This is a genomic window from Virgibacillus sp. AGTR (genome assembly GCF_016919725.2).
Taxonomy (GTDB): Bacteria; Bacillota; Bacilli; order Bacillales; family Amphibacillaceae; genus Virgibacillus; species Virgibacillus salarius.
This window is the reverse complement of record NZ_JAJERH010000022.1, coordinates 1-21302: the sequence shown is the minus strand read 5'-3', so window position 1 is coordinate 21302 and position 21302 is coordinate 1. Positions and strand designations below refer to the sequence as shown.

The window sequence follows — 21302 nt, the reverse complement described above, 5'->3', positions numbered from 1 at the left end:
TTCATTTTCCTCCTTCAATCTACTTATCCTGGAAGTTTGGTTTGCGTTTTTCAACAAACGCCTGTACGCCTTCTTTTGCATCATCTGTTCCAAATATCTGTCCAAAAGCCTTTGCTTCTGCATCAACACCTGAAGCAAAGTTTCCAGTCTTGGCAAAAGGAATTAATTGCATAACATGATTAATCGTTGGTTTACTCTTAATAATTACCTTTTCTGCTAATTGTCTTACTTCCTGTTCTAACATATCCTCATCTACCACTTTATTTGCCAATCCTAAGGAATATGCTTCCTTACCACTAATTGGTTCACCACTTAAAATCATTTCATACGCCTTTGCTGTTCCAACATATTGTGGGAGTCGTTGTGTACCAGCAAATCCAGGAATAATTCCCAATGTTAACTCAGGTAGACCTAATTTTGCATTTTCAGTTACAATTCGCATGTGACAGGCCATGGATAATTCAAGTCCTCCCCCCAAAGCGGCTCCATGTATTGCCGCAATGACCGGTACAGAGAAATGCTCAATACGATCAAATAATTCCTGCCCTTTTTTTGCTAACAATTCATAATCAGAGGCTGCTTGTAATGAAGTGAATTCTTTAATATCAGCACCTGCTGAAAAGAATTTACCGTCTCCTCTAAGTATGATTGCTTTTACGCTAATATCCTCTTCGATCTGATCTAATCTAGTAGAAAGATCACGCAATAGAGTACTAGATAAAGCGTTTGCAGGAGGGCTTTTAATAGTTAAGTAAGCAATATGGTTAACTACCTCAAAATCTAATGTATTCATTAGTCCATCTCCCTTATCTTAAATTGTACACATCACTCTTTTGCTTACGAATTAGCAAGGCCTTCAGTCAATAGAGCATGAACTTCATATGCTTGTTTTACTAAGTCATACTTGCGTTCTTTCATCACCCAATTTGTAACCGTTTCATCTAGTGTACCAAAAATCATCTGACGAACAAGAGGTATATTCAAACTATTTCGGAAAACACCTTCCTTCATACCCTCTTCAATAATGGAATCAATTACTGTTAAATATGGCTTTAACACCTTATTAATTTCTAATCGTAATTCAGGATTTGATTGACGAAGTTCTAGCTGTGTTACAACTGCTAACTGAGGATTCTCTGCAAGTTGTGTAAAATGCATTTGAATTAATTCCAATAACTTTTTATTTGCATCTTGTTTGTCTTGAATGGATACAGTTATCTGATTAATAAATTGACCCATTTTTTCTTCAAATACTGAAATAAGTATGTCTTCCTTATTTTTAAAATATAAATAGATCGTCCCATCAGCTACACCAGCTTTTTTGGCAATCTTCGAAACCTGTGATGCATGATAACCGTTTTCTGCAATAACCTCAACGGCTGCTTCTATAATTTGTTTATACTTTGGTCTATTTTTATTCATGTTTCTCTCCTTACAACTGCACATAAAATGAATGATTATTCATTCATTATCTTAACTTCTTTTTAAAACGATGTCAATAGATAGCTTGTACAGTTTTTAGGAAAAAAAGAGCTAACGCTCAAATTGTTTTTATATCTTCTTTTTCAGCGACCTCTTCTTCCTCTACCAATTGTCTTCTTAATATTTTACCAACTGCTGTTTTCGGTAGTTCATCGCGGAATTCATATCTCTTTGGTACTTTATATGCTGCCAAATGCTTCCGACAATATGTGTTTAATTCAGCTTCTGTCAGTTTATAACCATCCTTTAAGACTACATAAGCCTTTACGGTTTCACCACGATATAGATCTGGAATACCGGCTACAACAGCTTCTTGTATCCCCTCATGCTCATATAAAACCTCTTCTACTTCTCGAGGATAAATATTATATCCACCAGCAATAATCATATCCTTTTTGCGATCAACAATGTAAAAATAACCATCTTCTGTTTGATATCCTAAGTCACCAGTAAATAACCATCCATCTTTCAGTACTTGATCCGTCTCCTCTTGATTATTCCAGTATCCCTTCATAATTTGTGGACCTTTAACGGCTATTTCACCGACTTCACCTATTTCAGCTTCATCCATCGTTTCCATGTTCAAAATTTTAGCATCTGTATCTGGCCATGGAACTCCGATACTTCCATTTCTACGCTCATGCCAAACAAAATTTGCATGAGTAACCGGTGAGGATTCTGTTAGACCATAGCCTTCCACAAGTTTCCCTCCAGTTACTTTTTCAAATTGCTCCTGAATCTCAGTGGGCAATGGCGCCGAACCGCTAATACACGCTTCTATAGAAGAAAGATCGTAATCTAATAAATTAGGGTGATTTAATAAACCTACATATATCGTTGGTGCACCGGGAAATAAAGTTGGTTTCTGTTTATGAATCGTTTTTAATACTTCACCAGCATCAAACTTTGGAAGGAGTATCATTTTTGCACCAATTAAAATGGAGTTATTCATTACTGCCGTCATTCCATATACATGGAAAAAAGGTAAGACGCCTAATACAATTTCTTCTCCTGGCTTTGTTTTGTAGATCCAAGCATCACACATTTCCACATTAGAGACTAAATTATAGTGAGTTAGCATAACCCCTTTAGGGTGGCCAGTTGTACCACCAGTGTATTGCAATAAAGCGAGATCTTCTATAGGATTAATTTCTACAGCTTCAAAAGAGCTCAGAGCTACATCCATAATATGTTCCCAAACATGCGTTTCTTCACTTTGCTCGACCTTAACCACCATATTATATTGTCTTTTTTGGATATACGGATAAATGAGGTTTTTAGGGAAAGGTAAATAATCTTTGATGCAAGCTACAATGGTATGTCTGATATCCGTGTTACCTTTTACATTGGTGACTCGAGGTAATAAAATATCTAAGCAAACGATGAAGGTAGCTCCAGAATCGATAAGCTGATACTGTAACTCTCTTTCTTTATAAAGTGGATTGGTTTGCACTACTATTCCGCCTGCCATTAGCGCACCGTAATAGCTTATAACGGATTGCGGACAGTTTGGAAGCATAATGGCAATCCTATCACCCTTTCTCATACCAAGGGACTGCAAGTAATTTGCCATTTGAGTTGCCTGCGTGTGTAGTTCCTTATAAGTCATCTCTTTTCCCATAAAATGAAGCGCTTTCTTTTTAGGGAATTGTTTAGCGCTTTTTTCTAAAAAAGCATATAATGGCTTTTCATCGTAAGCAATTCTAGTCTTTATTTCTGGTGGGTAATGCTGATGCCAGCTTTTTTCATATACCAAGCTCTTCTCCTCCTTTTACCTTATTTTATACCTATTATACCGATTAATTTCTAATTTTTAAATTTTTATATAAATTTTTTTCAAAAAAACTTGGCATCTCTGCCAAGTAAAGTAAATCTTTAGCAATACGGATTCGGCTAGCATCCATCAGCTGTAAACTTAATAGCTATATTAATTATATTAACCATATAATACCTACAATAATAAAACCAATTGCGACTGCAATTAAAATCTTAGCCAGTCTATCCAAAATCATGCAATTCTCCCCTTATCCTATGCTGGCACCAATTACATATGCCAATCCAATTGAAATCATCATCGATATAAACCCAACTGCCTTATTTCCGTTACCGATCTCTTCATCAACCTTAAGCATTGGTGTTAAAAATTCAAATATAAAATAACCAACTAAAAGAAGAAAGAATCCTAGCATTCCCCAGCCAATACTTATTAACAAGGTATCATTATGTTGAATAGAGTAACGGAAGATCGTTGCTATTCCAAAGATCTTCCCTCCAGTTGCCATCGCTACTGCAAAATTACCTTTTTTTATTTCTTCCCAATTCTTATATGACGTTACTATTTCAAAGATAGCCAAAAATACCAACGTACAAAGTATAACAACACTATATCGAGCCGCTGTCTCTACCACTATATTTTCCCAGAAACCTGACACCTTGAACATCCCTTCTCCTTATTTACAGGATTACTTAAGATTAATAATCGTAACACCGCTACCGCCTTCCCCAGCTTCGCCAGGTCTAGCATCCGATATTCTTGGATGTTTTTTAACAAATTCCAATACACCTTTTCGTAGCGCTCCAGTACCTTTTCCATGAATAATCGAGACCTTTGGATATCCAGCGAGTAGTGCGTCATCAATATATTTCTCAAGCCTTAACAATGCATCCTCAAACCTTTCTCCTCGCAGGTCTAATTCCGTTTTCACATGGTAATTCGAACCCTTTATGGTAGTTAGCGGTTTTTCAATGGTTTGATTCTGCTTTCCAATAAATTGCAAATCATTACGATCAACCTTCACTTTCATTATACCAACTTGAACTAGATACTCCTTATCATTTACTTTTTCAAGTACCGTCCCTTTTTGGTTGATCGTTAACAATTTTATTTCATCACCGGAACGAAGTTCTTTTTTCCCTTTTTTCTCTTTTGGTTGTTGCTTTTCTTTTGTAGTCAGGTTGGGCTTGGCAGAATCTAACATTTTTCTTGCTTCAATCCATTCATGTTCTTTCCATTCTGCTTCAGTCCGCATATTTCTGATCTCACTTACAATCATTTCAGCTTCTTCCCGCGCCTGCTTAATAGCTTTATCAGCTTTTTCCTCTGCTCTCTCGTATAGACCTTCTCGCTTCTCTTCAAATTCCGCCCATGCTCTTTGTAAATCATGATGCAAATCTGTCGCTTCTTGTAATAGTTCATGCGCTTTTGCATAATCTTTCTCCGTATTTATTTGGGATTTTTCCAATGAAGCGATCATATTTTCTACACTTTTGGAATCTACACCAACATGCCCTTGGGCCTGCTCGATAACATGATTACTAAGTCCAATTCTTCTAGATATTTCAAATGCATTACTCCTACCAGGAACGCCTAATAATAGACGATAGGTCGGCTGTAGTGTTTGAACATCAAACTCCACAGAAGCGTTAACGACGTGTTCTCGGTTATAACCATAGGCCTTTAATTCGGGATAATGTGTCGTAGCAATGACACGAGCATTCCTCGCTATAACCTCATCTAGAATAGCCATAGCAAGCGCTGCTCCTTCTTGAGGGTCAGTACCAGCACCTAGCTCATCAAATAATACGAGTGTCTGATCATCAACGTGCTGTAAAATATCGACTATATTTGTCATGTGTGAAGAAAATGTACTTAAATTCTGTTCGATAGATTGTTCATCACCAATATCTGCAAATACATGCTTAAAAACCGCAAGTTCACACCCATCTAAAGCCGGAATCTGTAATCCTGATTGAGCCATTAGCGTGCATAGACCAATCATTTTTAGTGTGACTGTCTTCCCACCAGTATTCGGTCCAGTAATAACTATAGAAGTATAAGATTCGCCAATTTCTATATCATTTGCAACAACTTCGTTGATATCAATTAATGGATGTCGTGCTTGTTGCATCTTAATAATGCCGTTATTATTCATGTTTGGCTTCGCAGCTTTCATGGATTGACCTAGTTTCGCTCGAGCAAACATAAAATCAATTTTCCCAAGCACACGAACATTTTCTTGTAAAAATGCCTCTTCATTAGCAATATGCGCACTTAATTCTCTTAAAATACGATCGATTTCTTGTTTTTCGTTCATTATTGCTTCCTGCAACTGATTGTTTAAGTCAACTACTGCTTTAGGTTCCATAAACAACGTTTGCCCTGAAGCAGATTGATCATGAACAATTCCACCAATTGCACCTCGATATTCTTGTTTTACAGGAAGTACATAGCGATCGTTACGAATGGTAATAATTGCATCTGATAACATACTACTCTTCGTTTTTGTATAGCTATCTAATTTCTCTCTAACTCTACTTTCATTCGTACGAATAGATGAGCGAATCCCTCGAAGTTTTTGGGAGGCACTATCCATTACGTGTCCATGGTCGTCGATGCAGCTTTTAATATGTCGTTCCAGATCTCTTAATGGACTGATATGTTCCACAAGCTCCTTTAGGATAGGGAATGCTTCCTCTAGCTTACTTATAAAATCTTTGACACGTCTACCACCGTAAATTGTACTAGCTACATCCATACATTCGTTGGTAGAGAGGACGCCTCCTATTACGCTTCGTTTTAAACTAGCGCGTATGTCAAAGATCCCTCCTAAAGGAATCGTTTTATCTAGGCGTTGTATATGCATCGCCTCATCGGTTTCATTCTGTAATTGCAGCACTTCGTCCATATTGGTTGATGGTTCAAGTTTTTGGGACAAATCTTTCCCCACTGTTGTTTCCGCTTTACTTGTTAAACGTTCAATAATCTTTTGAAATTCAAGTGTACGGAAAATGCGTTCATTCATCTCTATTTCTCCTTTAAAATACTCTACTCCATAGGTTAAATTCTATTTATTGCGATTAAAAAACGCTATAAGATCTTCCTTGGACCATGTATTCATTACTGTTTCTTTTTGGATCCAGCCTTTTCTAGCAACCCCGACACCATACTTCATATGCTCTAGCATTTGATAGTTATGTGCATCGGTATTGATCGCCAACGTTACGCCTTCCTCCTGCGCTTTGCGTGCCCATTCATCCGAAAGATCTAGACGGTTAGGATTTGCATTAATCTCTAATGCTGTATTCGTTTCTTTTGCTTTACGAATCAGTCTTTCTACATTCACATTGTATCCCTTACGTTTGCCGATGAGTCTTCCTGTCGGATGAGCAATTAGTGATACATATGGATTTTCGAGAGCTTTTTCAAGTCGGTACATTATTTTTTCTTCCGTTTGATTGAAGCTCGAATGAATAGCGCCTATGACATAATCCATTTCATGTAAAAAATCATTTGTAAAATCAAGATGACCATCAGGTAAGATATCCATTTCTACTCCAGAAAAGATATGTATATCATCATATTTTTCATTCAGCTTAGCTATTTCCTCTCGCTGTTCTCTTAAGCGATGCTCGTCTAAACCATTTGCAACCTTCAGATATTTGGAATGATCCGTTATAGCTATAAAGGAATATCCTTTTTTCCTTGCTTGATTAACCATTTCATCCAATGATTGCGCTCCATCACTCCAAGTTGTATGCATATGAAGATCACCATTGATATCATCTAATGTAACCAATGGATATTCGCTTGTAAATGCTTCTGTTTCACCAGTATTTTCTCTGATTTCTGGTGGGATATAGGTTAAACCAAAGTGATTAAAAAATTCCTCTTCTGTATTAAAAGTTAACGTCTTACCGGTATCTTCTATTTCAATACCATATTCATTAATCTTTTCTCCACGGGATTTCGCAAGCTGACGCATCGCTACATTATGATCTTTAGAGCCAGTAAAATGATGTAAGGTAGATGCAAATTCTTCCTTTTTTACGATGCGAAAGTCAACATTGACATCATACACATCTTCTAAAACGACAGATACTTTTGTATCTCCTTTAGCGATAGTATCTTTAATGGTATCCATTTCCAATAAAGCATCTCTCACCTTTTCCTGCGCATCGGTTGCCACAATAAAATCTAGATCTTTAACCGTCGTTCTCATTCTTCGTAGGCTCCCGGCTCTAGAATATCTATCTATGTCAGCTATTCGAGCTAGATAAGCTTCGATCTTTTCCGCAATTGGTAACATAAATGCAATAGGTAAGCGTTCTGGGCGTTTTCCAGACTCCTCAAGAGCAATTAGTATTTTTTCCGCAGATTTCTTACCAAATCCCGCTAACTGTTCAACTTGACCACTTTCAACTGTCTGCTTTAAAGAATTAGCATCTGTAACAGCTAATTCCTGATACAGCTTAGCTAGCTTTTTACCACCAAGCCCTGGTAATTGCAGTAAAGGAATTAATCCTGCCGGTATCTCTTCTTCGAGATCCTGTAATGTAGCCGAATGGCCACTTTTTATATATTCCTCTATAACAGAACCTGTACCTTTACCAATTCCTTTAATTTTTGTGAAATCATCGATAGCTGCTAACGAACGATCATCTCTTTCCAAAGCTTGCGCAGCCTTACGATATGCACTTATTTTAAATGGGTTTTCGCCTTTCAGCTCCATATAAGTAGCGATTTTTTCCATTAATTTAATTACATCTTTTTTATTTATTGTCATGCTATATCACCTATTTCATTTCTTATCTTAAAAAGACTGATCCTCTACAACATTATTGTAAATTACATACAATATATACCTGTTGAAATGAACCAGTCTTTTCTACTATCGATCATTTTTGAAGCATTTCAGCCATTTGCGTAAACCATAATTCTTTTACCTTCTCTGAAAAATACGGTGTATGTTCAATCATAAATAATGCTATAGATGAGTCATTAATCCAAGTCTGAACTTGGACAACAGGCACTAAAGCCGCGATATAAATTAAAATAAAAAGTAATAAATAGATTTCAACAAACCCAAGAATTCCACCCAAAAGTTTATTTACGGAATGTAAGATTGGCAATGAAGCAACAAAATCTAACATTGATGCAATAATTTGCAGGATAATCTTAACAGCAATAAAGATAATTACAAATGCTATTGCATTATAAAATCCTTTTTCTAATGGAAGAGCTTGAAGAAAGGCTGCCCATTCTCCTCCTTCTCCAAGGTCAGGATAAGGAATCCAAAGTGATAACTTTGGCCCCAATTCATCATAATAGAATGCGGCTATAACAAATGCCGCTATAAAACTAATTAAATGAAAAAGTTGTAATATAAATCCCCTTTTCAGCCCGATTAGAAGGCCGAAAATTAATAATAGTAATAGTAATAAATCAATCATTAGTTATTTATCCTCTTTCTTTTTTATTGAACCTATAAGGGAAGCATAATCTGCTTTTAATTTTAAATAATCATTCATCGTATTTACTGCTGTTAGCACAGCTAACCTTGTCGTATCGAGTTGTCTATTTGATTCTTGGATTTCCTTCATTTTCTGATCGACTAAGCTCGCTACTAATTGGACGTGATTCTTTGGTTCATTACCAATTATAGTATATGTTTTATTATGTATCTCCACTGTTGTACGTGTTTTTTCATCTTGGGCCACGTTTTTACCCTCCCCCGACTAAGAAAAATTGTTCATCTTATCTTAACATGAAGTATGCAGTTTAGGAAACTATCGACTACGAATGAGGCGTAGTATGAAAGAATATATGTAAAGCTAGCTATTTCTTCACAGACATTTATTTGCTATAGTCTATATAGATAAAAGATTGGAGAGATTTATATGCCTCAGACGGTTTACAAGCTATCACAGGACACTATTAACCAGATGAAAAAACATTACGCCAAGTTCTTAACCACTCCACCGCAGGGAGCAGTGTTTAGAGCAAAGACTCCTGAGGCAGTTATTACAGCCTATAAATCCGGAAAAGTTATGTTCCAAGGAGCTGCTCCAGATAAAGCATCGCAAAAATGGGTTACAGAAGCAGTAACATCCTATAAAAGCGTAAATCATAAAAGACAACCATCAGCACATGGCTTTGCACCTGATCCAACCCTATTTGCCAAGAATCATATCGGAACTGACGAAGCAGGTACTGGCGATTATTTTGGTCCAATAACAGTTGCCGGTGTTTATTTAAATAAACAGCAAATTCAACAATTACAAGATATTGGCGTTACAGACTCCAAGACTTTAACCGATGCCAAAATTCGCCAATTAGCATCCACAATTATGAAATTACAAATTCCATACTCGTTATTAATACTACATAATGAAAAATATAATCAATTACAAAAAAAGGGCTGGTCACAAGGAAAAATGAAAGCCATGCTTCATCAACATGTTATCGGTAATTTAGTAAAAAAAATTGGGAATGTATCACTAGAGGGAATTGTCATTGATCAATTTTGTGAACCGGCGATATATCAAAGGCATATCCGTTCAGAAAATTTATCGTTAATTTCGAACACGTACTTTTTAACGAAAGCTGAAAGTTATTCAACACCTGTAGCAGCTGGCTCCATCATTGCTAGAGCAAGCTTCTTAAAGGAGATGGATTCACTCTCTGAACAGGTTGGCATTGAATTGCCAAAAGGAGCTTCTAAAAAAGTTGATCAAACAATAGCTAAAATAATAAATGCTAACGGTGAATCTATCCTACATAAATTAGCGAAAACACATTTCGCTAATACAAAGAAGGCTAGAAACTATCTATAAGTATAAAAACGGGGTTTGATTAAACGTATGTTGTTAAAGCGAAAGCCAAACGGTCATTCCAATCCGTTCGGCTTTCGTTAGTTTTAAACGATTGTTACGGTGCTGTAGCTACGTATTCCTCCTCCGATACTATTTCTTTCCTGTTATTTCTCATCTGTAAAGATAGGCGTTTACGTTATATGCCATCCTATTTTTTTATTATGAGCGAATATACGCATTAAAGCTTTGCTTCACTGCTTCAATAATTTTATCATAAGAAACTTGAATTTCCTCATCTGTCAATGTTTTTTCAGAATGTTGATATAGCAAGCTGAATGCAACTGATTTCTTCCCTTCTTCCATATGCTCACCTTGATACACATCAAAAACATCTACACGCTTCACAAGAGGCGCTCCAATTTCTTCAATTGTCTGCTTGACATCCCCCGCTAAAACATGCTCGTCTAATACAAACGCAATATCTCTAGCTATTGAAGGATATTTAGGAATCGGATCATAGGAATGAACATGGTTATAAGAAGCAAATACTTCCTCCATATTAATATCGAATACATAAGTATCCTTTATATCCCATTCTCTTTGCAAGCTTGGATGCACTTGACCAATGAAGCCAATTATCTTATCTTTTGTTTTTAATACAGCAGTTCTTCCAGGGTGCATTTCTGGTAGCTTTATTTGCTCATATGAAACAGTAATTCGTAAATAATCAAATAACCGTTCTAAAATTCCTTTCACAACATAAAAGTCAACTTCTTTACCTTCTTGTTGCCATGGATGGTCTACCCATTTTCCAGTTAGCGCACCCGATAAACGTAAACGCTCATCTGGCTGTTCTGTTAATTCTTTTTCTTTTGTTAGAAACGTACTGCCCATCTCATAATAGGCTAAATCCATCTGATTTCTTGCCTGATTATAGGAAATAACTCGTAGTAGCTCTGGCAGCAAGCTTAAACGCAAATATTTATGATCTTCACTCATTGGTAATTTTAATTCAATCGGGATATATTGTTTTTCTCTCACTTCAGGACTTATCCATTTATCCACTGCTGCTTCACTAGTTAATGTGTATGTGCGGCTTTCCATTAAACCAATTCCCTCAAGTAAATGCTTCACATTTCGAATTAACAGCTGTCTATTCGATAAGGCACCTGCTTGCGATGCACCTGCTGGTAATGTATATGGTAAATTATCATAGCCATAAATACGAGCGACTTCTTCTAACATATCCTCAAATATGGAGATGTCACCTCTTCTAGTAGGTGCATAAACCTTAAATTGACTATCCTGCTGTTCAAAATCAAACTGTAGACGTTGTAGAATCTGAACAATTTCTGTTGCCTGTAGGTTCGTTCCTAATCGTTTATTTATTTCAAACGTATCCATGTCTACCTGCTTTTCATTACGATCCAACTCGTCAAATTCAACGACACCTGTTAAAATAGTCGCATCTGCATATTTCTCTAATAATTCACAAGCTCTTAAACCAGCTTCCCTGACTCGATTAGGATCAATTCCCTTTTCGAAACGTGTACTAGATTCACTTCGAAGCCCTGTAGCTTTTACAGCATTTCGGACTACAGAACTATCAAAATACGCAACTTCAAGTAATACATTTTCCGTTGCATCGGTAACTTCTGTATCCAACCCACCCATGACTCCTGCCAGTGCGATTGGTTCTTTTCCATTTGTAATGACTACATGCTCCTCAGATAAGGTTCTTTCTTCTCCGTCTAATGTAACGATAGTTTCATTATCTTTTGCACGACGAACTACAATATTACCCGACTGTAGCTTATCATTGTCATACGCATGTAATGGCTGACCGTACTCCAATAGTACATAATTTGTTATATCAACAACATTGTTGATCGGGCGTATTCCAGCAGCCATGAGATAATTACTCATCCATAGCGGAGAAGGCTTGACCTTTACATCTTTAACAACGAATACACCATAATATGGATTCCACTGTTTAGCCTCCACATTTACAGTAATATAATCTTTGGCTTTTTCCGTTGCAGTTTGTAGTTGTGGAGCGGGCAGCTCTACTGATTGATTTAGGATCGCCGCAACCTCATAAGCCACACCTAGCATTGATAAGCAATCCGTACGATTAGGTGTCAAATCAAACTCCAATATCGCATCGTTTAAATTTAGTAACGGTTCAACTGATTCACCAACCGTAACTGCTTCAGGGAATACATAAATTCCGTCTGCACTATCTTTTGGAATATACTTTTCAGCAATACCAAGCTCTTGCAAGGAACAAATCATACCGTTAGATTCAATTCCTCGTAATTTCACTTTTTTAATTTTAAAATTACCAGGCAACACAGCACCAGGTTTGGCAACAGCGACCTTTTGTCCTTGTTCTACATTTGGAGCTCCGCAAATAATTTGTAATATTTCATCTCCAACATCCACCTGACATAGGTTCAATTTATCAGCATTTGGATGCTTCTCACATGATTGCACGTATCCAACGACTACATTTTCAGTTTTATCTGCTACATACTCTATGCCATCAACTTCGATGCCTGATTTTGTAATTTTTTCTGCCAATGCCTCCGGACTGATGGTTCCGATGTCTACATAATTTTTTAGCCAATTTAATGAAACTAGCATGATTTCACTTCCTCCCTATGCTTTATGATACTGTTTTAAAAATCGAATGTCGTTTGTATAGAACTGTCGTATATCATTAACACCATATTTAAGCATGGCTATTCTTTCCGGCCCCATGCCAAATGCAAATCCACTATAAACATCAGGATCGTACCCCGCCATGGAAAGGACGTTAGGATGAACCATACCAGCACCTAAAATTTCAATCCAGCCTGACCCTTTACAAACTGAACAGCCTTTCCCGTCACAAACCTTACAAGAGATATCCATTTCTACAGACGGCTCTGTAAACGGGAAAAAGCTTGGTCGTAATCGAATTTCACGATCCTTTCCGTATATTTTTTTTGCAAATGTATCTAACGTACCTTTTAGGTCACTCATTCGTACGTTCTTATCAATATATAATCCTTCAATTTGTGTGAATTGATGGGAATGCGTGGCATCATCTGTATCACGTCGGTATACCTTCCCTGGTGATATCATCTTCACAGGCTTATCGCCTCCATACGCTCGCATTGTACGTGCTTGAACAGGTGACGTTTGCGTACGCATTAGCAGTTCTTTTGAAATGAAAAAGGTATCTTGCATATCTCTCGCAGGATGATTCTTCGGTAAATTTAAGGATTCAAAATTATAAAAATCAGTTTCGACTTCAGGTCCCTCACGTACCTCAAATCCCATTCCAATGAATAAATCTTCGATCTCCTCAATTATTTTCGTGAGTAAATGTGGTCCTCCAACTTTGATTGGGCGGCCAGGGAGTGTAACATCAATCGTTTCCTTTTCTAATTGCTTCTCCAATGCCATTTGCTCTAGACTTTCTGTTTTTTCATCTAAGGAAGTTGTGATGTTTTCCCGTACACGGTTGGCAAATTCGCCAATAACCGGACGTTCTTCCTTTGATAACTTTCCCATCCCACGAAGTACACTGGTTAAGGAACCTTTTTTACCCAAATAGGCGACTTTAATCTCTTGTAGCTCTTTCATACTTTCTGCGTCTGCAATCTTATTAAGTGCTTCTCTTTCAATTGATGCCAATTGATCTTTCATTTTCTATTCCTGCCTCCTTTATAATTAAACCTTGATTAGCAACCGTATTTACCACCATGGAATGACCATATAAAAAACCCCATCCCAACAAGGGACGAGGCTTTATTTCGCGGTACCACCCTAGTTAACACAAGCATTTTCAGAATGTGCTCAACTCAATCATGATAACGGATATTCCCGGAATACCTTTACTTGCTTTACAAGGTCCAAGTATCTGCTCCAGAGTGAATAGATAACTATTTATACGATAAAATGCTTTCAGTCTATTGGCATTTCTCCCTTATATCGTATATTGCAATAGAAATCTGGCTCCTTCAACGCTTTTCATATTATTGTATTTATATTATAGAGAAATTACATAAAGTGTGCAAGACTATACCTTTATGTAGTACATTAAAATTCCTGTAGCTATGCTTACATTTAACGACTCAGCCTTACCATAGATAGGAATTGTTACAATTTTGTCCGCATTTTCTCTAAGTTCTTGCTTAACCCCGTTTCCCTCATTCCCTACGATCAATGCAAGTTTTTCTTTAGGCTTTACCTTCGAATAAACTTCAGCATCCTGTAAGGCAGTTGCCCATACCTCGGCACCATCCTGCTGTAACTGCTCCACTTGCTCTAACAAATTAGCTTGTATAATTGGTATATGAAATAATGACCCTTGTGTAGCACGAATTACTTTATCGTTAAACACATCCACCGTATCATCACCAAGAATAATTCCTGAAAAACCCGCTGCATCAGCAGTACGGATAATCGTTCCTAAGTTGCCTGGGTCTTGAAGTGAGTCAATTAAAAGTACAGGATAATCAAAAACATCTGTTACGTTTTTGATTTTGACTACGGCCGCAATTCCTTGAGGTGAATTTGTTTGTGAAATATAGGAAAATACAGTTTCACTTACTTCAGTTACTAAAACTGCTTCACACCAATCTGGCGTAGCAATACCTTCTTGAATGATAACTTCAATAACTTCCCATTCACTATTCCAGGCCTCTTCTACTAAGTGAAAACCTTCTATTAAGAATACACCTTCATTTTTTCGTTCTTTTCGTCTATGTAGCTTTTTCCATGCTTTTACCTTACCATTCTTAACAGAAGTTAACATGTTCATCATTCCTCACTTTTAATTGTTCTATCATATCATACATATTTCTATGGATATAGGTCAAACTAGGCACTACAACAAGTTTATTAACTCAGCATTTTAATATACAACAATAAAGAGGTGAAACAATGGATTTAAATTTAAGAAAAGCAATATTGTCAAATATTTCCTCCAATGATCAGGAGCAATTAGAAGCAACTATCGTAGATGCGATTCAAAATGGAGAAGAAAAAATGCTCCCTGGTTTAGGGGTACTTTTTGAACTAATTTGGAAACACTCCGATGAACAGGATAAGCAGGAAATGATTGAAGCGCTAGAACAAGGTGTTAAAGAAGTAGCAAATAATTAATGAGAAACAGTAAAGAGGAGAAGAGCCTAAATTCTTCCCCTCTTTTTCCGTCCATAATTCCGTCTTCTTAATGATTACTGCTTTTGATACCCCCGCCAAAATCAGTTGTTATATGCTCAGATATAAGCATATTTTATTCTCACTATTGTTTAAATAAAATCACAATAATTCATACATAAAGATCGTTTTAAAAAAATAAAAAATAGTTATTATTACCTACATAAAAATTAACAAGTGAATTTAAGAGCAAGATTCGCGTTGTTTTTTAATAAGGAAGCGCATTCAATTAGGTCTTTTTACCTAAAATTTATTTTGGTTTCAAGATAAATTCATACTTGATTTACGTAGGCTTTAAAATGTAGGGATGGAACAATTTGACTACATTTTTATTAAGTGATATAAACAATGCAGATACTTCCATAGTTATCCTTTTGATTGTTTAATAATACATATAATTATGGAGTATGATACAGAGAGGGGAAATATTTTATGGGTGAAGCACAACAAAAAAGTAAAATGCCAAAAATAATAGCAATTGTTGTTGCAGTATTGCTAGTTGTTGGAGGAAGTATTGCAGCCTTCGTAGTAACAAATCTATCAGGGAAGGAGCAATATTTCTTAGCAGAGAAGAACTCAATTGAAAAATTGAGTGAAAAAATCGAAGAACGTTATGAGCCAGAGCTAAAATGGGTCGAACAATCAAAGGAAAATCCAACAGAATCTACTGTTGATTTATCAGCTGAGTACAACCTTCCAAGTGGAAGTGTTGGTTATGGTCAAATGGATCCCGCCCAGCTAATTAATAATTCAACAATATCTATAACAAGTGCTACAGATATGAAAAATAAAGAAATGTCAGCAAAAGTAAATGCAGATATTGGTGGCATGAAGATTGATGGCGTAGATTTCTACATGACAGCGGATAAACTCATGCTAGGTCTTCCGTTCATTGAAGAACTTATTTCATTAAACGGTGATGATTTTGGTACCCTACTTCATGAATTGGATCCAGCAACATTTACCGGTGAAGAATCAATCGATTTAGAATCTATGTTTGAAGGTACGTTGACAGAAGAAGATTTAGAATACTTTAAAAAAGAATACGCAGAGATGATTTATGATGAAATTCCTGATGATGCATTTGAAAGTAAAAAAGAATCTATTAAAGTACACAATGAATCATTAGATACGGAAAAAGTCACGATGCATATTACAGAAGAAAAGGTAAAGAATATTTTAAACAAAGTTCTTGACAAGCTCGAAAAAGATGAAAAGGTAAAAGAATTACTTCGTGAACAAATGGCGTTTCAACAACTCGGTGGAACTGCTGTCGATAGCGAATTTGAACAGATGATTTCTGATTTTGAATCAGGTATTTCTGAAGCCAAAAACGGGCTTAAGGATTTCCAAATTCCTGATGGTTTAAATTCAACCATTTGGATTCATGATGATGTTATCGCTCAACGAGATGTAAGTATCAAAATGGGGCCGAACAAGGATGAACTTGTAACATTTACAGTAAAAGGTACACAACTGCTAAAGGACGAAAAACAAAGCTTTAATTATGATTTAGCATATAAAGATTCTCTAGGAGAAGGAAAACTGAATATCGCTGGAGATTTAGCTTGGAAGGATAACAAAGCATCAGATTCTATTACTCTAACAATTGAAGATACGAAACTCAAATACGAAGGCACTGAAACATTAAAAGACAATAAACGAGATTTTGAACGAACATTTACACTTGAAGAACCTACTAGTGGCGGTGGAAGTTTAATTTGGAACGGTTCTTCCACATACAAGAAAGACACAATGAATTCAGAGCATAATTTTTCTGTAGAAAGCCCTGCGGTTAATCAAGACATGTTTACCTTAAACGCGAAAGTAAGTGGTAAAACAGTTGATAGCGTTGATATCCCAGAAGGTGATAACGTGAAAGATCTAGGCAAAATGAAAGCAGATGAGTTAAGACAATACTTCGAAATGGAAGTGACGCCTAAATTCCAGCAATGGTTATTCGGAATGTTATCCGAAGGCGGCGGTACAGGATTCTAGAAGTTTAGAAATTTAGAAAAGAAATGGAAGTGCCACCATGCATTTCATACGTATAGTTTTATTATTTTCAAAAAACAATGTTATACAACTCCAGAGGAAGTGGCTATCACTTCCTCTTCTTTTGCTTCTTCCTTTTATAATCGTTGGACTAATTCTTTGGATCATTATCACCTTTTTTACTCCTGATGAAGCAAACCCGATTAGGGTTGGTTTAGTTGATTTGGATCGATCAAAAGAAACCAAAATGATTGCTGACCTATTAGACGATACATCACAATTAAGTTCCTATATTCAACTAAATACCATGGAAGAGCAAGTAGCTAAGAAAAAAATTCAAAATAACCTATTAAGTACATATATTGTTTTCCCTAACGATTTTACTAATGATCTTTACCAAGGACATTCAGTGGAACTACCTATTATTGGCAATCCACATCAACCTGCACAAAGTCAAATGATAAAAGAATTCGTGGAGAGTGTAACTAGACATATTCGTGCTTCTCAGGCAAATGTCCTTACGATTAATCATTATGCAAAAGAATTAGGCATGGATGATGAAAAAAGAAATGATTTCATCTTTGAACAGTTTAAGGAGTTTGTTTTTTACACAATCGGCAGAACACGGATTATTGATAAAAACGAAATAACGAATCAAGCAACGGCTAATCCAGTATCTTATTATGCGATGGCTGGATGGTTTGTAATTATCACCTTATGGTTACTTATCATTTATAACTTTTTATACAAAAAAGACACGAATACTTTAAAGCAACGAATGAAGCTATATGGTGTTCATGAATTGCAGCAAATCATCGCAAAAATATTTATAACGCTCTTCCTTACCTTTATACTTGCTATGATGCTCTTTTTTATTATACAGTCCTTCATGAACTGGGAAATTGTACTATCAGATGCAATTAGAATTGGCAGTATTACTGGTTTATATTGCTTTGCTTTTCTGTTAGGGATAGCTATATTAGAGGTTATGGTGCCATCACAGCGACTCCAATTGCTTGTGTATTCTCTTTATACAGGTATTTTCCTTTTATTAAGCGGAGCTATCATACCTGTTATATATTTACCTTTTAGGTTACAGGAACTCTTAGCCTATATTTTTTCTTCGGAAACATTCTATTGGCTACAAGAAATTATCCTTAATGGTCGTTCTTACTCTGACTTTATTCCCTTAGGAGGAATGGTTCTTACTAGTTTATTTATATTACTAGTTATCTCAAATGTGAAGGAGCGGATATTCAAATGAGAGCTATATTACACAGCCGACTCCTCCATTGGAAACACCAAATCATACCGTTATTGTTTTGGTTACTACTCCCGATTATAGCTATTATAGGCTTCACTCAGTTAATGAATGGTCTACAGAAAGACAGTCAAATTCCAGTTGGGATAGTTTTAGAAGAAAAAACTGAGTTAGCATTAAATCTTGCTGATAAACTAGATCAATCTCCGCTTATACGTTTAGATATACTGGAAGAAGAGCAGGCATTACGTCAATTAGAAAAGCATGAACTAGATAGTGTTTTTATTATTAGAGAAGGCTATCAAGACCAAATAAAAAAAGGCAGTAGAAATGGATTAGTGAAAAGTTATCAATCTGATTTATCATTTGCCTATACACCTGTTTCAGAAATGGTTGCTTCCTATGTTCAAGAAGAAACTAGTAGAATGAAAACGGCGTTTACTGTACAGCAACTAAGTAAACAATATGAGCTAGAAAACACATGGACAATGGAGGAAATAAGTGAAAAGAGTAAGGATATTGAACGTGATCAAAATTTGCTCCGAACGACATTCACATTTGAAAATGACAATGAGGAGCAAACAAACAACTCCCTCCCATCCTGGAATAAGTGGGGGTTATGGGCTATTTTCGCTTTATTGTCAACGTTATTTCTATTTGATTGGGTCATTAAAGAAAAACGGCAATCCATGCAAACCCGTTTTCCATTTATCCGTTTTTCATTTACGTCCTATTGTTTGTGGAACACTCTGCTATACGGTGGTTTGTTTTTTATAAGTGATATCATTACTTTACTTGTATTTCACTTTTTACTAGATCAGCCAATTAGCCTAAGCAAACTTGGATCAATGATGTCCTTTCGGTTAATGCTTGTCACCGGTACTTTCTTATTAGCAGCTAATATGAGAAATCGTACTACTTATTATGGAATAGCCTTTATTATTACATTATTAACAGCCATTATAAGTGGCGCAATTATTCCTGCAGATGGAATCGTTAACCAATTCCCAATAATGAAATGGTTAAATCCGCTAGCACCATTTCTCAACAACGAACTAAATAACTTTTGGCTATATGCCTTTTTACTACTTATTATGATTTGGTATATCCGAAAGGAGAAATCCTATGCTTCATATCGATAATTTAACAAAATACTATAATAAAAAGCAGATATTTAAAGATCTTACCTTTTCAGTAGAGAAAGGTGAAATCATTGGTTTGGTTGGTGAAAATGGTGCTGGAAAATCCACACTATTGAGTATCCTCGCTACATTACAAACGCCAAGCGCAGGTACGTTAACATTAAACGACTTATCATATAATTCAGATTGGAAGAAAATACGTAAACAAATAGGCTATGTACCTCAGGAAATAGCGATCTGGGATGAATTTACTGTCAGAGAAAACATGTTATTTTTCGAAAAGCTGTCCTGGGTAAAAAAAACCGAAGAGGAACTACGGCAGCTTTGCTTAGAAATGAAATTAGATCAATGGAATGAACCTGCTCACACACTCTCAGGTGGAATGAAAAGAAAATTAAATATGGCTATTAGTCTCATTCATGACCCTACTATTATTCTTCTCGATGAACCAACAGTAGGAATTGATCTCAAATCAAAAAAGGAAATTGGGAGTTACATGGAAAAACAAGCTAAAAAAGATGAGAAAACAATCATATATATATCCCATGATATGGATGAAATAAAAAGCTTATGTACACGTATAATCTGTATTGGGCAAGACTCTTTCTACAAAAATTTGTTACAGAATGCCGGGAAAAATGTCCTTGTTTTCTAGAAATTTTTATTGCTTATCTTGGTAAATATAGTAAACTAGTAGTAGAAAAGAAAGGGGTATGCCCATGGAGATTAGAGAGCTGCAACAGATGATGCAATATCAAGCGATGTCTATTCTAACATCAAATTCAAATGCAATTTCTAATCATTCTCCAATGATAGACCTTGCATTCAAGCAAATGCTGCAAAATCAATTAGATCAAGTTTCTCAATTACAAGCAGGTACAGACCTGCGACAAAAGTCCAATACTAATAAAAATACAGCCACCAGCGCTGTTACAACAAATACGTCTCTCATTCCTACCAATACATCCATCGACCATTTGATTGAAAAGGCAGCTGGTACATATAATCTAGATAAGAAACTAATATATTCAGTCATTAAAAACGAATCAAACTTTAATCCTAGCGCACGTAGTAGTGCAGGTGCACAAGGACTGATGCAGTTGATGCCTACTACAGCTAAGGGGTTAGGGGTAACGAATCCATTTGATGCCGAACAAAACATTAATGGTGGTGCAAAGTATTTAAGTCAAATGCTTGGTCGGTATAACGGTAATGTGGAATTAGCTCTGGCAGCATACAATGCTGGACCAGGAAATGTTGATAAATACCAAGGTATTCCACCTTTTACTGAAACACGTAACTATGTGAATAAAGTGATGGGTACGTATCTTGCTTAAATTTTGAAAAAAGAGGCTGAGACAAAACACAACTTCTTTACTCAAAATACGAATAATCATGTTATCAATTGGAGTATCATCGCCGCACCGTGAAAATATACGCGCTTTCCGCGGGCACGGCCCATAGCCGTCAAGTTAAGCAGGATATTTTAAAAACCAAATAGTTATTCGTTATTCTGACATTATAAATGGAATAATTTGGAGGGATTACGTATGGCTAAGCAATATCATTTTGACTCGTTTGTAAAGAGTGTGCTCGATATTTTATCTATTTCTGAG

18 protein-coding genes are annotated in these 21302 nt (G+C 36.1%); 7 read left to right on the top strand and 11 right to left on the bottom strand.

All coding sequences use genetic code 11. The features are described 5' to 3' along the window. Nucleotides 1-19: 19 nt before the first annotated feature. From JUJ52_RS10225 to zapA, 8 genes are all read right to left on the bottom strand, one after another. A complete protein-coding gene (locus tag JUJ52_RS10225) occupies nucleotides 20-793 on the bottom strand; it encodes an enoyl-CoA hydratase (protein WP_026681387.1) in 774 nt (257 codons plus the stop codon). Nucleotides 794-837: 44 nt separating this feature from the next. Continuing rightward, nucleotides 838-1422, bottom strand: a complete 585-nt coding sequence (locus JUJ52_RS10220; RefSeq protein ID WP_026681388.1) for a fatty acid metabolism transcriptional regulator FadR — start codon at nucleotides 1420-1422, stop codon at nucleotides 838-840. A 118-nt stretch (nucleotides 1423-1540) separates the two neighbouring features. Continuing rightward, complete coding sequence (locus JUJ52_RS10215; RefSeq protein WP_026681389.1) at nucleotides 1541-3238, bottom strand: long-chain-fatty-acid--CoA ligase; 1698 nt, start codon at nucleotides 3236-3238, stop codon at nucleotides 1541-1543. Between the two features lie 268 nt (nucleotides 3239-3506). After that, complete coding sequence (locus tag JUJ52_RS10210) at nucleotides 3507-3914, bottom strand: DUF350 domain-containing protein (RefSeq protein ID WP_026681390.1); 408 nt, start codon at nucleotides 3912-3914, stop codon at nucleotides 3507-3509. Between the two features lie 30 nt (nucleotides 3915-3944). Further along, nucleotides 3945-6284, bottom strand: coding sequence for an endonuclease MutS2 (locus JUJ52_RS10205; protein WP_121605454.1), 2340 nt, complete (start codon nucleotides 6282-6284; stop codon nucleotides 3945-3947). 42 nt (nucleotides 6285-6326) lie between these two features. Continuing rightward, complete coding sequence (polX, locus tag JUJ52_RS10200) at nucleotides 6327-8045, bottom strand: DNA polymerase/3'-5' exonuclease PolX (RefSeq protein ID WP_205388689.1); 1719 nt, start codon at nucleotides 8043-8045, stop codon at nucleotides 6327-6329. A 112-nt stretch (nucleotides 8046-8157) separates the two neighbouring features. Further along, nucleotides 8158-8712, bottom strand: coding sequence for a CvpA family protein (locus tag JUJ52_RS10195; protein WP_026681393.1), 555 nt, complete (start codon nucleotides 8710-8712; stop codon nucleotides 8158-8160). A 3-nt stretch (nucleotides 8713-8715) separates the two neighbouring features. Then, nucleotides 8716-8979: a cell division protein ZapA gene (zapA, locus tag JUJ52_RS10190; protein ID WP_026681394.1), complete on the bottom strand. Its 264-nt coding sequence runs from the start codon at nucleotides 8977-8979 to the stop codon at nucleotides 8716-8718. Between the two features lie 180 nt (nucleotides 8980-9159). Here zapA and rnhC point away from each other — a divergent pair, with 180 nt between their 5' ends. Further along, nucleotides 9160-10095 (top strand): ribonuclease HIII, encoded by a 936-nt coding sequence (rnhC, locus tag JUJ52_RS10185; protein WP_026681395.1) that lies wholly within the window; start codon nucleotides 9160-9162, stop codon nucleotides 10093-10095. Nucleotides 10096-10293: 198 nt separating this feature from the next. Here rnhC and pheT read toward each other — a convergent pair whose 3' ends face one another. The 3 genes from pheT to JUJ52_RS10170 form a co-directional block, all read right to left on the bottom strand. After that, complete coding sequence (gene pheT / locus JUJ52_RS10180; protein WP_205388690.1) at nucleotides 10294-12720, bottom strand: phenylalanine--tRNA ligase subunit beta; 2427 nt, start codon at nucleotides 12718-12720, stop codon at nucleotides 10294-10296. A 15-nt stretch (nucleotides 12721-12735) separates the two neighbouring features. Next, complete coding sequence (pheS, locus tag JUJ52_RS10175) at nucleotides 12736-13770, bottom strand: phenylalanine--tRNA ligase subunit alpha (protein ID WP_026681397.1); 1035 nt, start codon at nucleotides 13768-13770, stop codon at nucleotides 12736-12738. Between the two features lie 373 nt (nucleotides 13771-14143). Next, nucleotides 14144-14881: a TrmH family RNA methyltransferase gene (locus JUJ52_RS10170; RefSeq protein ID WP_026681398.1), complete on the bottom strand. Its 738-nt coding sequence runs from the start codon at nucleotides 14879-14881 to the stop codon at nucleotides 14144-14146. Between the two features lie 128 nt (nucleotides 14882-15009). Between JUJ52_RS10170 and sspI the strand changes: the two genes are divergently transcribed. From sspI to JUJ52_RS10140, 6 genes are all read left to right on the top strand, one after another. Continuing rightward, nucleotides 15010-15231 carry a small acid-soluble spore protein SspI gene (gene sspI / locus JUJ52_RS10165; protein WP_026681399.1) on the top strand — a complete coding sequence of 74 codons (222 nt, stop codon included), beginning with the start codon at nucleotides 15010-15012 and terminating at the stop codon, nucleotides 15229-15231. Between the two features lie 489 nt (nucleotides 15232-15720). Beyond that, nucleotides 15721-17286 (top strand): DUF6583 family protein, encoded by a 1566-nt coding sequence (locus tag JUJ52_RS10160; protein WP_026681400.1) that lies wholly within the window; start codon nucleotides 15721-15723, stop codon nucleotides 17284-17286. Between the two features lie 37 nt (nucleotides 17287-17323). Further along, complete coding sequence (locus tag JUJ52_RS10155; protein ID WP_205388691.1) at nucleotides 17324-18547, top strand: ABC transporter permease; 1224 nt, start codon at nucleotides 17324-17326, stop codon at nucleotides 18545-18547. Continuing rightward, entirely contained in the window at nucleotides 18544-19686 is a 1143-nt protein-coding gene (locus tag JUJ52_RS10150; protein WP_026681402.1) for an ABC transporter permease, read from the top strand. Before JUJ52_RS10155 ends, JUJ52_RS10150 begins: the two co-directional genes overlap by 4 nt. Beyond that, entirely contained in the window at nucleotides 19670-20341 is a 672-nt protein-coding gene (locus JUJ52_RS10145) for an ABC transporter ATP-binding protein (protein ID WP_205388692.1), read from the top strand. Before JUJ52_RS10150 ends, JUJ52_RS10145 begins: the two co-directional genes overlap by 17 nt. A gap of 64 nt (nucleotides 20342-20405) precedes the next feature. Continuing rightward, nucleotides 20406-21023 carry a lytic transglycosylase domain-containing protein gene (locus JUJ52_RS10140; protein ID WP_026681404.1) on the top strand — a complete coding sequence of 206 codons (618 nt, stop codon included), beginning with the start codon at nucleotides 20406-20408 and terminating at the stop codon, nucleotides 21021-21023. Nucleotides 21024-21302 lie beyond the last annotated feature (279 nt).